Origin of the sequence: Parabacteroides bouchesdurhonensis, from assembly GCF_900186615.1 — a bacterium.
GTDB classification, from domain to species: domain Bacteria; phylum Bacteroidota; class Bacteroidia; order Bacteroidales; family Tannerellaceae; genus Parabacteroides; species Parabacteroides bouchesdurhonensis.
Map to the genome: position 1 here is coordinate 1,906,890 of NZ_LT896588.1, position 14,733 is coordinate 1,921,622.

The 14,733-nt window shown below is 38.2% G+C and carries 11 protein-coding genes; 6 read left to right on the top strand and 5 right to left on the bottom strand.

Annotated features, from left to right (window positions below):
- Window positions 1-25: 25 nt before the first annotated feature.
- A complete protein-coding gene (locus tag C1721_RS08125; RefSeq protein WP_102407913.1) occupies window positions 26-2,938 on the top strand; it encodes a M16 family metallopeptidase in 2,913 nt (970 codons plus the stop codon).
- Between the two features lie 607 nt (window positions 2,939-3,545).
- The gene (locus tag C1721_RS08130; protein WP_102407914.1) at window positions 3,546-4,913 is read left to right on the top strand and encodes a hypothetical protein; all 1,368 of its coding nucleotides are present in this window, start codon (window positions 3,546-3,548) and stop codon (window positions 4,911-4,913) included.
- 247 nt (window positions 4,914-5,160) lie between these two features.
- On the opposite strand, the gene C1721_RS08135 is transcribed toward C1721_RS08130, so the two are convergent.
- The 3 genes from C1721_RS08135 to C1721_RS08145 all read right to left on the bottom strand — a co-directional run bounded on the left by C1721_RS08135 (window position 5,161) and on the right by C1721_RS08145 (window position 8,812).
- The gene (locus tag C1721_RS08135) at window positions 5,161-5,931 is read right to left on the bottom strand and encodes an ABC transporter ATP-binding protein (RefSeq protein WP_102407915.1); all 771 of its coding nucleotides are present in this window, start codon (window positions 5,929-5,931) and stop codon (window positions 5,161-5,163) included.
- Between the two features lies 1 nt (window position 5,932).
- The gene (locus C1721_RS08140; protein ID WP_102407916.1) at window positions 5,933-6,679 is read right to left on the bottom strand and encodes an MlaE family ABC transporter permease; all 747 of its coding nucleotides are present in this window, start codon (window positions 6,677-6,679) and stop codon (window positions 5,933-5,935) included.
- 63 nt (window positions 6,680-6,742) lie between these two features.
- Window positions 6,743-8,812, bottom strand: coding sequence for a cation:proton antiporter (locus C1721_RS08145; protein WP_102407917.1), 2,070 nt, complete (start codon window positions 8,810-8,812; stop codon window positions 6,743-6,745).
- 96 nt (window positions 8,813-8,908) lie between these two features.
- Between C1721_RS08145 and lptB the strand changes: the two genes are divergently transcribed.
- Window positions 8,909-9,661, top strand: coding sequence for an LPS export ABC transporter ATP-binding protein (lptB, locus tag C1721_RS08150; RefSeq protein WP_102407918.1), 753 nt, complete (start codon window positions 8,909-8,911; stop codon window positions 9,659-9,661).
- 7 nt (window positions 9,662-9,668) lie between these two features.
- On the opposite strand, the gene C1721_RS08155 is transcribed toward lptB, so the two are convergent.
- Both C1721_RS08155 and C1721_RS08160 read right to left on the bottom strand, forming a co-directional pair.
- Entirely contained in the window at window positions 9,669-10,574 is a 906-nt protein-coding gene (locus tag C1721_RS08155) for a CPBP family intramembrane glutamic endopeptidase (RefSeq protein WP_102409338.1), read from the bottom strand.
- Window positions 10,575-10,644: 70 nt separating this feature from the next.
- The gene (locus tag C1721_RS08160; protein ID WP_102407919.1) at window positions 10,645-10,890 is read right to left on the bottom strand and encodes an RNA recognition motif domain-containing protein; all 246 of its coding nucleotides are present in this window, start codon (window positions 10,888-10,890) and stop codon (window positions 10,645-10,647) included.
- A 325-nt stretch (window positions 10,891-11,215) separates the two neighbouring features.
- On the opposite strand from C1721_RS08160, the gene tig reads away from it, so the two are divergent.
- The 3 genes from tig (at window position 11,216) to clpX (ending at window position 14,710) form a co-directional block, all read left to right on the top strand.
- Window positions 11,216-12,568 (top strand): trigger factor, encoded by a 1,353-nt coding sequence (gene tig / locus C1721_RS08165; RefSeq protein WP_102407920.1) that lies wholly within the window; start codon window positions 11,216-11,218, stop codon window positions 12,566-12,568.
- Between the two features lie 188 nt (window positions 12,569-12,756).
- A complete protein-coding gene (gene clpP / locus C1721_RS08170) occupies window positions 12,757-13,419 on the top strand; it encodes an ATP-dependent Clp endopeptidase proteolytic subunit ClpP (protein ID WP_102407921.1) in 663 nt (220 codons plus the stop codon).
- Between the two features lie 58 nt (window positions 13,420-13,477).
- Window positions 13,478-14,710, top strand: coding sequence for an ATP-dependent Clp protease ATP-binding subunit ClpX (gene clpX / locus C1721_RS08175; protein WP_102407922.1), 1,233 nt, complete (start codon window positions 13,478-13,480; stop codon window positions 14,708-14,710).
- Window positions 14,711-14,733: the final 23 nt, after the last annotated feature.

Genomic DNA, 14,733 nt, shown 5'->3' on the forward strand with positions numbered 1-14,733 from the left:
AAGTATTTACTTAATTCTAAACAATATGCAGAGAATAACTAATTTTCTTTTGCTTGTCGTTGTTATACTGTTAACCGGCGCTTGCAAGGAGACCTCTTCGTTTAAATACGAGTCTGTGCCCAATGATCCGATGAAGGCTCGTATTTATACATTGGATAATGGTTTAAAAGTGTATCTTACGGTTAATAAAGAAACACCTCGCATTCAGACTTATATTGCTGTTCGCGTAGGAGGAAAGAACGATCCAGCCGAGACTACCGGCCTGGCGCACTATTTTGAACACCTGATGTTCAAGGGAACTAAACAGTTTGGTACACAAAATTATGAGCAGGAAGAACCTATGCTCGACCAGATAGAACAACTATTTGAAGTGTACCGTAAAACAACCGACGAGGCTGAGCGGAAAGCTATCTACCACCAAATAGACAGTATTTCATACGAAGCATCCAAAATTTCCATCCCGAATGAATATGATAAACTGATGGCTGCTATCGGCGCAGCAGGAACAAACGCATATACCGGTTTTGACGAGACCGTATATACGGAAGACATTCCATCCAACCAGATAGAAAACTGGGCGAAGATTCAGTCCGATCGTTTTGAAAACACCGTAATCCGCGGTTTCCATACTGAACTGGAAACGGTATATGAAGAAAAGAACATGTCTCTTACCAGTGATGGACAGAAAGTTGAAGAAAGCGTCTTAAATGCTCTTTTCCCCGATCACCCTTATGGTACACAAACTGTTTTGGGAACTCAGGAAAACCTGAAAAACCCATCTATTACCAATATCAAGAAGTATCATGCTATTTGGTATGTCCCTAACAATATGGCTATTTGTATGTCCGGTGATTTCGATCCGGATCAGGTAATCGCGACTATCAATACATATTTCGGTCATCTGAAACCGAATCCGGACCTGCCTAAACCGCCGGTAACCCGCGAGTCTCCTATTGAAGCTCCGGTTGTTAAAGAAGTATTGGGGCAAGATGCGGAAAATGTAACTTTAGGCTGGCGTTTCCCGGGTGCAACTTCTCCTGAACAGGATTTGTTAAACCTGACCGGTCAGATTCTATATAACGGAAAAGCCGGTTTACTGGATATTGACCTGGTTCAACAACAGAAAGTATTGAATTGCTATGCCGGAACATACGGTATGGCAGACTATAACGCGTTCGTTATAGGCGGACGCCCGAAACAGGGACAGACCTTGGATGAAGTGAAAGACCTCTTTCTGGCAGAAATAGACCAGCTGAAAAAGGGAAACTTTGATGAAGGATTGCTGGAAGCATCTATCAATAATTATAAATTGGAACAAATGCACAATATGGACCAAAACGAGGGTCGTGCAGATATGCTTGTATCTTCTTTCATCAACGGAGTAGACTGGAAAGATGAAGTCGGCCAGTTAGACCGCATGAGTAAAGTAACCAAACAGCAAATCGTTGATTTTGTCAATAAGTATTTCGGCGACAATTACGCTCTTGTTTACAAAAGACAAGGTAAAGACCCGAACGAAAAGAAAATAGACAAACCGCAAATCACTCCTATTGTGATGAATCGTGACAGTTCAAGTGCTTTCTTAAAAGAAATTCAGGCAACCAAGGTTACACCGATAGAGCCTGTATTCCTGGATTATGATAAGGATTTGCAAAAACTGACCGCCCAATCCAATATCCCGGTTCTGTATAAAGAAAATACATCCAACGATTTATTCTCTTTGATGTATGTATTTGACATGGGTAATAATAACGACAAAGCGATGGCTACCGCGTTTGAATACATGAAATATCTGGGAACTTCAAAGAAAAGCCTGAAAGAAATTAACGAAGAATTTTACCGGTTAGCTTGTGATTTCAATGTATTTCCGGGTTCAGACCGTACCTATGTTGTGCTGGAAGGTTTAAAAGAAAATATGCCGAAAGCAATGGTGTTGTTTGAAGAAATCCTGGCCGATGCCCAGGTTAACAAAGAAGCCTATGCCAATTTGGCCGGCGACATCTTGAAGAAACGTGCGGATGCCAAGTTAAATCAGGGACAAAACTTCGGACAACTCATCCAGTATGCTGTTTGGGGGCCAAAGTCTCCGGCAAAAAATGTATTGTCTACAGCCGAATTGCAACAAATGAATCCGCAAGAACTGGTTGACCGTATCCGCCGGATTAATTCTTATCAACATAGCATATTATACTATGGCCCAGAAAAACCGGAAGCCCTGTTGGATATCATTAAGAAATACCATAATGTTCCCGCAACGTTGAATCCGGTTCCGGAAGCTATCGAGTTTATCCAACCGGTAACACAAGAGAATAAAGTGCTGCTTGCCCAGTACGATGCCAAACAGATTTACTACTCTGCCGTGTCTAATCGGGGAGAGAAATTTGATCCGACAATCCAACCTACATTGAATATGCTCAATGAATATTTCAGTGGCGGTATGAATGCAGTCGTCTTTCAGGAATTGCGTGAATCCCGTGGTCTGGCTTACACTGCCGGAGCATACCTGATCTCGCCATCCAAGCTGAAATACCCGTATATATACCGTACTTTTATTGCCACGCAGAATGATAAGATGATTGATGCCATGAAAGCGTTTGATGAAATCATCAACAATATGCCGGAATCGGAAAAAGCATTCAGCTTGGCTAAAGAGTCTATTATTACTCGCTTGCGTACGGAACGTATCACAAAATCAGATGTTCTGTGGTCTTATCTGCGCTCCAGGGATTTAGGCCTGACTACCGACAGCCGTAAAGCATTGTTTGAACAAGTCCAGACAATGACGCTGCAGGATATCAAGGCATTCCAGGAAAAATGGGTGAAAGGGCGTAAGTACACCTATTGTATATTAGGCGATGAAAAAGACCTGGATTTAAAATCCCTGGCTACTTATGGACCTATACAAAAATTATCACAGGAAGAATTGTTTGGATATTAATCCCGATTCTCCGAAATAGAAAGAGGCTGCATGCTACTTTGAAGTAGAGTGCAGCCTTTTCTTTTTAGATACAACAAACGTCAATCAATCTTCATTCAAAAACGTACCGGAAAAGAACCAGTTTTCCTTAATATCTGTTAATCCGGAGAAAGATTTCTGTTTTCGTTTTAAAAGAGCTGACTTTTGCATTTAAAAGTCCCGTCTTAACATTTCAAAAGTCAGCTCTTTTGAAGTGTTAAGACGGGACTTCTGTGTTCAAAAGATAGCTCTTTTGAAAACCTTTTTCCGGACTGTTAATATATACGGATCATCGAGGCCTTTTTTGAAATCATCGGGATGATTTTGGAAAAAGATCCCGATGATTTATAAATCACTTTCCGGTTACGTGAATAAGATAAAAGGATAAAATAAAGAAATTTTAGGGAGTGGATTTTCTTCGTATATATAACGTACGCGCGTACATTTATTTATTAGGAAAATAGAAAAGTCGTGTCATCTTCCAAAGCATTCGTTTTCGTTAGTCATTTCTAATGTCTTATGGAAAGCGAAAGCCTTTGATAAATAAGTTTTTTAATGAACACTATTATTAATATTAAATGAGAAAAGTATGAACAAAAGATTTTCTACTCTTTTGGCTACCGCTCTGGTGGCCAGTGGAATGTCCGCTTTTGCACAGCAACCTGATGGTGAGCTGATCTATAGCACTTTTAATAAAGTGAAAGATGGCGAACGCATGCAGTTGGCTAGTGCACAAGGCGGTAAACCAAGTGCAACTAGCAAAATTTTTGTAGTTGGCGCAGATAAAGGTCACCAGGTATTAAAACCTTTTGATTTGGTAGGACGCGGAGACGGTGATCTTGCACAATCTAAAATTGACTCTACCAGCTATGCCGGTTTGGATTCAACATTATGGACCGTAACCGTTAAACTGTCTGGAACAAGCCGTTCTTATTCGTTTACAAACTCTAAGGGAGCTAAACTTACTGTTCCTACAGTAACTAATGCTAAGTCTGTTAACGGCGGTAAAGAAGGCGGTAAAATTGCAGGCGACGACTTGACTCTTGTTAGTAGAGGTATAAGCGAATGGAACTATAGCGATGACAAACAATGTCTTTATGCCTTCAATAATGACTCTGTATTCTATTTGGGAACATCAAACGACAAAGTAGAACTTTATTCTGTAAAAGGAGACTCGGAAGATGCTATTTCAGGAGGAAATTTATTTGTAGCACGTTATCCTCAGGCTTCTTTAACATTGGATGCAAAGAGCTTTAACCAGATGTTGGCAAAGAGCCATGGTAAGTTGTTCTTCCATCAGTCTGACGTAAAGGGTGCTCCTGTAACAAATAATGCAGGCGATAATATCCTTACAGCTAAGACATGGAAAGCTTATCAGGCTAACGTAGCAAGCGAAAACGTAGAAGACTCAATCCCTGCAAATGGACAAAAGTCATGGGGAAAAGGCGGTAAAGGTTTGGGTATGTTGTTCCCTCACTTAGCGAATCCGGATCAAGCCGATTCATTATTGGTACTTTGGTCTACAGGCGATAACAAAGCATTGGTTGTTGATACGGCTTATCTTGCCGGTACAGTTTCCAAGGATACTAATATGGTGATAGGTAATAACAAAATAATTATGCCGGCCTGGAAGTTAGGTTTGGCTGATAATAAACAAATCACAGAAAAAGGAAAAGTAAATCGTCCTATTGGTTCTGTAGCTTTTGTTGTAAAGATTAATGTGGCTACCGACTCTATCAGCATCCGTCCGTATAACTTGCCTAAGTATAAGGAAGCAGATCACGCATTCTCAGATAGTTTGATAACAAACTTCACAATGCAAGAAGGTGCAACCAAGATGGTTGCAGGAGACTTTACAGTTCCTACTCCAGCTTTGAGAAAGTTGGGTAATCCTGCTTCTTCAGGCGTGGTTCTTGTTAAGGTTGGTAGCGAAGTTGTTAAGACTGTAGTAGATTAAGAAGAACAGAAAAATTAAATAAATAATCTAATTAATATCCGTGTGGATCGGGGAGTGGGGTAGAGACCACTCCTTCCCCAAGTACCCTGTGATAGGCGAACAAGCGGATAGAATATTAATACTAAAGTAATAAAATTAAAAGTTCTAGCTGCCTGTACTTCCGTGAGGAAGGAAAGCGGTAAAAAATTAGAGGCTGTCTCTATAATAGAGTTCAGCCTCTTTTTTTATTGTCTTTTTAAAAGATGTTTTATCCTTCTTCTTGCTGCATTTCCACTTCTTTTACTTTGCGGAATAAATCGGAAGCGAAAATAAAATCATTTAAGGCTTTGTTATTGGAGGTAATAACTTGTTCTTTTGTTCCTTGCCATTCTTTTATACCTTCTTTAATGAAGATAATGTTTTCTCCGATGTTCATCACAGAGTTCATATCATGCGTGTTAATAACGGTAGTCATGTTGTATTCTACTGTAATGTCATGGATCAGGTCGTCAATAATTAAGGATGTTTTGGGGTCTAATCCCGAATTAGGCTCATCGCAGAACAGATATTTCGGATTCAATGCGATAGCACGGGCAATGGCGGCACGTTTCATCATACCCCCACTGATCTCGGAAGGATATAAATGTCCTGCATCGGACAGGTTTACACGATCCAAACAGAATTGAGCGCGTTTCTCGCGTTCTTTGAATGTATCATTGGAAAACATATTTAACGGAAACATGACGTTTTCCAAAACAGTCATACTGTCGAATAAAGCCGAACCTTGAAACAGCATACCCATCTCACGACGGAGCATGTTCAGGTCATGTTTATTCATCGTCAGAAGATTGCGTCCGTCATATAATATCTCTCCCTGGTCCGGTTTTATCAATCCAATGATATTTTTAATAAGGACGGTTTTCCCCGAACCGCTTCGACCAATAATCAGGTTTGTTTTCCCGTCTTCAAAAACGGTACTGATGTCATGGAGAACAGTACGTCCGTCAAACGATTTTGTTATATTTTTTACTTCTATCATCCTATGTAAGCATTATATGTGTTAATACTACGTCGGCAAGTAGAATCATGATACTGCTCATTACCACTGCATTTGTACTGGCTTTACCCACTTCTAAAGCTCCGCCTTTTACGTAATAGCCGAAATAGGCGGCAATAGAAGAAATAATAAAGGCGTAAACAACCGACTTAATAATGGAATACCATATGTAGAATTCATTAAAATAGAATTGTAACCCATACTCAAAAGACGCCGGTGTCATTCCTGTTCCTGTAGAATAACTGGCGGCTATACCTCCTAAAATACCCGTGAACATACTGAATATAACTAATACAGGGATAAAGATCATCAACCCGATCATTTTGGGTAATATCAGGAAGTTTGCCGAATTTACTCCCATAATTTCCATAGCGTCAATTTGTTCCGTTACCCGCATTGTCCCTATTTCGGAAGCAATATTACTTCCTACCTTACCTGCCAGAATTAAACACATGATGGAAGAAGAGAACTCCAACAGGATAATTTCACGTGTTGTATATCCGATTGTGAACTTTGGGATTAGTGGCGAACTGATATTCAAAGATATCTGGATGGCAATAACTGTACCGATGAAAACTGAAATAATAATTACAATCCAAAGAGAGTCTACTCCTAATTTATATATTTCTTTAATAAGTTGCTTGAAAAACATACTCCATCTGTCTGGTATACTAATGCTTTTCATCATCAGCAGGGTGTATTCACCCATTCTGTGTAATGCTTTGTTCATTATCCGATTATAATTCAGTTACAGTCTGCAAATATAACTCAAATATGTCAACAAGTGTTCACCTTACGTAAAATATCGCGTTCCTTCATTTATAGCAGCTTGTATAGGATAACACAATACGAAGCTATTCGACTGAAAGTATTTATTTAGATATCCGGGGATGCGAGACATGGCAGGTGTATATGAAATACCCTCTTTCCGGCTAAGTATAATCCATAAGTTATCATCTGTTTTTATATCTCTGAAAACAATCAGAAAGTCATCCCATTCATTGAATGTGATGTATGATGTTTCTCCGGGGATCTTTTTTAAAAGCTTTTTAACGACAGCCAAACTTCCTTCCGAACCATAGAAAACGATTTTGGCACCGGTGTTTTGTATGATGTTGGATACGCGGTTTATTGTGGAAATAAAGCCTACTTCTTTCTCTGCTGATTCGGGGATAAGTACTATATGTCTTTTGACTGTGGAAAGAGGTTGTGCCGGTTTATAAATAAATATATTTACACTGCTTTTATGCAAAACGCCTTCTAGTATATGTCCCAGGAATGCTGTCGGAATATCCTTTTCTTTATGCAAACCCATAACCATGTCGGTTATTTCCCTTTCTTTTATTACGCTTGTAATTGCATTGGCTATGCTTAAATCATAACGAAGCAGGCTTTTTATGAATGTGTCTGTTGCAGCAGCCGTGCTAACAGCTTTCTGTAATATCTGTTGGGATATTTTTACTGTATTATCATCTGTATTATTATTGTCAATTACTTTCAGGGCATATAACCCGTTCGTGTTATTCTTTGATTTTATGGCCAGACTTAAATTTACAAGTTCTTCTACTGTTTCTTCGTTGCTCACCGGGATGAGTATATGTTCATTCTGATTTTCTTTTTTCTTGTCACCGTCGGTGGTTTCTTTTATTGCCAGGTTGTGAGCTCCTTTCTGAGCAGAGAATGAGGCTATGGTGCATGTGACTAATATCATTAAAATAGTCCCGTTTAGCACACTCTCGTTTAACAGTCGAATTGGCGCACCGTCCGGATCTGTGCCTAATATGACATTGTACCCAATCATTACGGCGGCAAGGGTTGCTGCTGCTTGTGCATTACTTAGTCCGAAAATGACACTTCTCTGGTCAACAGACAGACGAAATGTTTTTTGTGTCAACCAGGCTGCCGCGTATTTAGCAGCTGTGGCAACAATTATCATTATAACTCCGACTTTTATAGTTTCAAAGCTGGTGAAAAAAGCCCGGTAATCAATTAGCATCCCCACTCCGAGAAGGAAGAATGGGATAAAAATAGCATTACCTACAAATTCGATACGGTTCATTAATGGTGAAGTCTGAGGAATAAGCCTGTTTAAGGCTAAACCTGCTAGAAAGGAGCCTATAATTGCTTCCATTCCTGCAAGCTGGGCTAGGAAAGCTCCGAAAAAAACCATTGATAATACAAATATGTATTGTGAAATGTTATCGTGAACTCTTTTGAAGAAGAAACGTCCAATAAACGGAAATACCAACAATACGAATAATGCAAATATGATAACGGAAATGCTTAACCGTATCCAGAACGTCTGGTCGGCGTTGCCGGTAGCTATGCCAACTATGATAGTTAGTACCAGCAATGCCAACGTGTCGGTTATCATTGTTCCTCCAACAGTGATGCTGACGGCGTTATTCTTGCTGATACCTAATTTGCTGATGATGGGATAAGCTATTAGTGTGTGTGATGCAAACATACTGGCCAGCAATATGGATGTTAATGTGCTGAAATTTAATATCCATATACTAACAACGGTTCCTAATATCATAGGAATAATAAATGTGTAAAGCCCGAAAACCAGGCTACGTCCGCTGTTCTTTTTAAAATCGCTCATGTCTATCTCCAGACCGGCAAGGAACATGATATAAAGTAATCCGGCTGTTCCTGAAAGGATGATGCTGCTATCTCTTAATACAAGATTAAAACCGTTAGGCCCAATAATCGCGCCGGCAATAATCAATCCCAATAAGTGAGGTACTTTAAGCTTATTAAGCAAAAGAGGTGCGGCCAGTATTATTAAAAGTATTAGCAGGAACTTTAATACAGGATCAGTTAATGGCAAAGAGAAGTCTATCGTGGAAAGTAATATCATAATCCGTTTGATTTAGCAATTAATAGAGATACAAATCTAAAAATAACTCTTGTACAAAACTAATTATTTATGTTTCTTTGCATCAAATCTTTAATTATGTCAGAAGAAGAACAAATGATACTCCGCACGGAGGATCTGGTTAAGAAATATAGAACTCGTACAGTTGTTAATCATGTTTCTATCAATGTGAAACAGGGAGAAATTGTGGGTTTGTTAGGTCCTAACGGAGCTGGTAAAACAACCACTTTCTATATGACTGTAGGATTGGTAACGCCAAATGAAGGGAAGATTTTCCTGAATGATATGGAAATTACAAAATATCCTGTTTATAAACGTGCGCGTAACGGTATAGGATATTTGGCACAGGAAGCATCTATTTTCCGAAAGATGACGGTAGAAGATAATATCCGCGCAGTCTTGGAAATGACAGATACAACGAAAGAGTATCAAAAGGAAAAACTGGAAAGCCTTATTGCCGAATTTGGTTTGACTAAGGTTCGGCGGAATTTGGGAGACCAGTTGTCGGGAGGGGAGCGTCGTCGTGCAGAAATTGCTCGTTGCTTGGCTATTAACCCGAAGTTTATTATGTTGGATGAACCGTTTGCAGGGGTAGACCCTATTGCTGTGCAAGATATACAAACGATTGTAGCTAAATTAAAACATAAGAATATCGGTATTTTGATTACCGACCACAATGTATATGAAACGCTGAGTATTTGTGATCGTGCTTATTTGTTGTTTGAAGGGAAAGTCTTGTTTCAGGGTACTGCTGAGCAATTGGCGGAAAATGAAATTGTACGGGAAAAATATTTAGGAAAAGATTTCGTGCTCCGAAAGAAAGATTTATAACGGATGTTTATTCTTTTGTCATTTCATCCCGAAGATGTTTATTCAATGCGATAAATGCGAAAAGAGTGAGTAATGATGCGCATGCGAATGGCATTAAGTGGGCGTTAGTTATATTGCCTGACATAAATTCATTTTCTTTCCATTGACCGTTTGACATGACGATAACAGCTGTTGCATTATTCACAAAGTGTGCAAATACAGGTATCCAGATACATTTACTCCAGTAAAGCAGATAACCGAAATAAGCCCCTAGCAACAAGCGGGGGATGAAGCCGAAGAATTGTAGATGGAATGCGCTAAAAATAAAAGCTGTACCCCATATTATGATATGATAATTTGCTGTCCACTTACCCATAATTTTTTGTATGGTTCCACGAAAAAGAAATTCTTCTGTAATAGCAGCCGTTATGGCAATAACAAGTAAATTGGAGAGTAATACAAATATGCCATTTCCGGATAACAGATATTCAGTTATTTGTTCGGCAGCATCTTCCTGTGTACGCATCCAATTTTCTATAGGGGCTAAAAATGTAGGTAATTCTATTTGTTTATTTAATACTCCTGTCAGGCTGATGGTTGGTGAAAACAGGAACATACTTATGAATACATAAAATAATATCTTATTATTCGGTATTTTACGTATGGAGAGATAACTTAATGGATTGTTGCTGCAAGTCCATGCTATTGCCAAAGCGGGGAATAAAAACATGAATATAGACGAAATAAATTGTATCGACCGTAGCATCTCCGGATATTGTGCCATATTGGAACTTAGCGCATCTGTGCCATAAATGAAAAACAGCATACCTGTGCCTGTAAGAGTAGCTAATAACCCTCCAGCCAGCATAAATACTAATAGTATGAATATCTGAAAAATTGCTGGTTTGTCTGTATATATACCTTTAAGCTTCATATTTTCGGACATAAAAAAACTTCTGCCCAAAGATAGACAGAAGTTTTTATTTTTTTAGGAAGTAAATAGATTACATTCTTGGTCTTGCTTCTTTGACTACCATTTGACGACCTTCGAATTCTGCTTCATTCAGTTCGTCAATAGCTTTCTTAGCTGCATCATCATCCGGCATTTCAACGAAAGCGAAGCCTTTGGATTTGCCAGTTTCACGGTCTTTGATAATCTTTACAGAGTCAACAACTCCGTATTCTTCCATTACTTGTTTCAAATCATCTTCCCGAACACGATAATTCAGGTTTCCAATGTAAATGTTCATAAAAATAGAAATTAAAAAATAAAATTGTTACTAAAATGAAAGTGTGTAAACCGGAATTTCGTAACAGTGAGAAATAATTCGACAGGTAAATGAAGAAATAAAAAACAATGTTATGTACGTTCTAAGGTAAATCCCTCTTTCACGCTACAAAGGAATATAAATATTTTATATAAACAACCATTTCAGGAAATAAAAAAATAAAACCGTACATTTTTATTTAATCTATCTGAAACAATTTAGGTTAACTACTTGCGAGATTAAAAGAATAAGTCTAATTTTGCACCCTAAAATTCGATTAATATATTAATTAAATAAATCATTTAGAATGAACATTTCGCTTAGCAACAATGGTACCTTAAGTGGTATCGTGAAATTAGAAATAGTGAAAGCCGACTATGCTGATCAGGTCGAAAAGAGCCTGCGTAATTTCCGTCAAAAAGCTAATATACCAGGATTCCGTAAAGGTATGGTCCCTATGAGTATGGTGAAGAAAATGTATGGCAAACACGTATTGATAGAGGAGGTGAATAAGCTTGTGTCAGAAAACCTGTTCAAATATATCCGTGAAAATAATGTGCCTGTTTTAGGTGAGCCGATGCCTAATATGACCGAACAACAACCGGTCGATTTTGACAAGCAAGAAGACTTTGAATTTTATTTTGATGTTGCTTTTGTTCCGGAAGTTAATGTTGAATTGAGCAAAAAAGATAAATTGCCTTATTATCAGGTAACTATTGATGATGATATGTTGAATAAGCAAGTGGAAGCTTATAGCTCTCACTTCGGATCTTATGATAAAGTAGATGAAGTTGAAGAAAAAGATTTGGTAAAGGGTATTGTTGTCGAACTTGAAAACGGAGCCCCTAAAGAAGGTGGTATCGTTGTGGAAGGTGTCGTGTTGATGCCTTCTTATATCAAGGATGAAGCTGAAAAAGCTAAATTTATAGGAGCAAAGGATAATTCGGTAATCGTGTTTAATCCCAATAAGGCATACGAAGGTGCGGATGCTGAAATCTCTTCTTTCTTGAAGATTGCTAAAGAAGAAGTTGAGAACCATACCGGTGATTTTAGTTTTGAAATTACGGAAATCACTCGCCATAAGGATGCTGAATTAAATCAGGAATTATTCGATAAAGTATTTGGAGAAGGTGTTGTAACAAGTGAAGAGGAATTTAAGAATAAGATTAAAGAAGCTCTGAGTGAACAGTTTGAACCTCAAAGCAATTATAAATTCTTGTTGGATGCTCGCGAATTATTATCGAAAAAGGCAGGAGATGTTGATGTAGATGATGCATTGTTAAAACGTTGGTTGCTGGTTGCTAATGAGAAAAACACTCCGGAATCAATTGAAAACGACTATCCTCATATTAAAGAGGATTTGAAGTATCATTTTATAAAAGAAAGCCTCATAAAGAAATTTGAACTAAAAGTTGAAAATACCGAAATTGAAGAATTTGCAAAACGAGTGGCTAAAGCTCAATTCGCTCAATATGGTATGCTTTCTGTTCCTGAAGATGTATTGGCGAACTATGCAAAGGATATGATAAAAAATAAAGAAACTTTGCAGAATATAGTAGACCGTGCTATGGAAGAAAAGCTGGCTGCATGTATAAAAGAACAGGTGAAACTGGAAATAAAAGAAGTTTCGGCTGATGAATTCAATAAACTGTTTGAATAGTATAAATCAGCGATTAACTGAAAAACAATTCTTTTTAAAGAAAAGGGATTTCTCTCAAAAAATATCTTAGCGGACAACAAATAAGTTGTATCTTTCAGAAATTTATTTATAACTTTGTTTTTCCGTTAAGCCGAAAGAGGGAAATCCCTTTTTTTCGTCTTTTCGGAAATAAATATAATAGAATGAATATGGAAGACTTTAGAAAATATGCTACAAAGCATTTAGGTATGAATGGTACGGCTCTTGATAGCTATATGAACATTACCAGTAGTTATATATCACCGACAATTATTGAAGAACGCCAGTTGAACGTTGCTCAAATGGACGTTTTTTCACGATTGATGATGGACCGTATTATATTTTTAGGAACGCAGGTAGACGATTATACAGCCAATGTTATTCAGGCACAGTTGTTGTATTTGGATTCAAGTGATCCAGGTAAGGATATTTCTATCTATATCAATTCACCAGGTGGCTCGGTATATGCGGGATACGGTATCTATGATACAATGCAGTTTATAAGTTCGGATGTTTCTACTATATGTACGGGAATAGCGGCATCCATGGCTTCTGTCTTATTGGTTGCCGGAACTAAAGGGAAACGTTTTGGGTTACAACATTCTCGTGTGATGATCCATCAACCGTTAGGTGGCGTACAGGGGCAGGCTTCTGATATTGAAATTACCGCTCGTGAAATATTGAAGGTAAAGAAAGAATTATATACAATCATTTCTCAACATTCGGGTAAATCTTATGAAGAGGTGGAGCGTGATAGTGATCGTGACTTTTGGATGACTGCGGCAGAAGCGAAAGAATATGGCATGATTGATGAAATTCTTACCCGCAAGTAATAAATCTGGAGACAAGGCATATCGCCTTGTCTTAAATTATTAATTTTAAATAAGGAATATGGCCAAAACAACAGGCGATAATTGTACATTTTGTGGACGCAATGCCCGTGATGTAAATATGTTGATAAATGGTATATCCGGGGCGATATGTGATGATTGCGCAAGACAAGCGTATGAAATTGTGAAAGAACAAACTGCTGCTGGTAAAACATCATTTGGATTGAATCAGCAAGACTTGCCTAAGCCGGAAGATATAAAGAACTTTTTGGATCAATATGTTATTGGTCAAGATGATGCTAAACGTTATCTCTCTGTATCGGTATATAATCATTATAAACGTTTGCTGCAAAAAGTCGATGCGGATGATGTTGAGATTGAAAAATCTAATATAATCATGGTGGGAGCAACGGGCACAGGTAAAACTTTACTGGCACGTACAATTGCCAAATTACTTCATGTGCCGTTTTCAATTGTTGATGCAACGGTTTTGACTGAAGCCGGATATGTGGGAGAGGATATTGAAAGTATCCTGACACGTCTTTTGCAAGCTGCAGATTATGATGTGGAAGCTGCACAACGAGGAATCGTTTTTATTGATGAAATTGATAAAATAGCCAGAAAGAGTGATAATCCTTCTATTACCCGTGATGTTAGTGGTGAAGGTGTGCAACAGGGTTTGCTGAAATTGTTAGAAGGTTCTATTGTAAATGTCCCTCCTCAGGGAGGACGTAAGCATCCGGAACAGAAAATGATTGCTGTAGATACAAAAAATATTTTGTTTATTTGCGGCGGAGCTTTTGATGGCATAGAAAAGAAAATAGCGCAACGGTTGAATACACGGGTCGTAGGGTATGCGGCGAGTAAAGAAGTTGCTTCAGTCGATAGAAATAATTTGCTGAAATACATAACTCCGGTAGATTTGAAATCATTCGGATTGATACCTGAGATCATCGGGCGTTTGCCAATCCTTACATATTTAAATCCGTTGGACCGAAATACGCTTCGTTGTATTCTTACTGAACCAAAAAATTCTATTGTAAAACAATATGTGAAATTGTTTGAAATGGATGATATAAAGCTTACCTTTGATGAGGAGGTATATGATTTTATAGTGGATAAAGCTATGGAATTTAAGCTTGGAGCCAGAGGGCTGCGCTCTATTGTTGAGGCCGTGATGATGGATGCGATGTATAGTATGCCTTCGGAAAATAAAAAGAAATTGCATGTGACATTGAAATATGCAAAAGAAAAATTTGAGAAATCGGATGTGAATCGTTTGCAGGTTGCATAAGTAAAAACGGTCTGTTTAAAATA

What these genes read in the sequence shown, in the direction of transcription:
- C1721_RS08125 (WP_102407913.1), top strand. Translation starts at nt 26, where the DNA reads ATGCAGAGAATAACTAATTTTCTTTTGCTTGTCGTTGTTATACTGTTA.
- C1721_RS08130 (WP_102407914.1), top strand. Translation starts at nt 3,546, where the DNA reads ATGAACAAAAGATTTTCTACTCTTTTGGCTACCGCTCTGGTGGCCAGT.
- C1721_RS08135 (WP_102407915.1), bottom strand. Translation starts at nt 5,931, where the DNA reads ATGATAGAAGTAAAAAATATAACAAAATCGTTTGACGGACGTACTGTT.
- C1721_RS08140 (WP_102407916.1), bottom strand. Translation starts at nt 6,679, where the DNA reads ATGAACAAAGCATTACACAGAATGGGTGAATACACCCTGCTGATGATG.
- C1721_RS08145 (WP_102407917.1), bottom strand. Translation starts at nt 8,812, where the DNA reads ATGATATTACTTTCCACGATAGACTTCTCTTTGCCATTAACTGATCCT.
- lptB (WP_102407918.1), top strand. Translation starts at nt 8,909, where the DNA reads ATGTCAGAAGAAGAACAAATGATACTCCGCACGGAGGATCTGGTTAAG.
- C1721_RS08155 (WP_102409338.1), bottom strand. Translation starts at nt 10,574, where the DNA reads ATGAAGCTTAAAGGTATATATACAGACAAACCAGCAATTTTTCAGATA.
- C1721_RS08160 (WP_102407919.1), bottom strand. Translation starts at nt 10,890, where the DNA reads ATGAACATTTACATTGGAAACCTGAATTATCGTGTTCGGGAAGATGAT.
- tig (WP_102407920.1), top strand. Translation starts at nt 11,216, where the DNA reads ATGAACATTTCGCTTAGCAACAATGGTACCTTAAGTGGTATCGTGAAA.
- clpP (WP_102407921.1), top strand. Translation starts at nt 12,757, where the DNA reads ATGGAAGACTTTAGAAAATATGCTACAAAGCATTTAGGTATGAATGGT.
- clpX (WP_102407922.1), top strand. Translation starts at nt 13,478, where the DNA reads ATGGCCAAAACAACAGGCGATAATTGTACATTTTGTGGACGCAATGCC.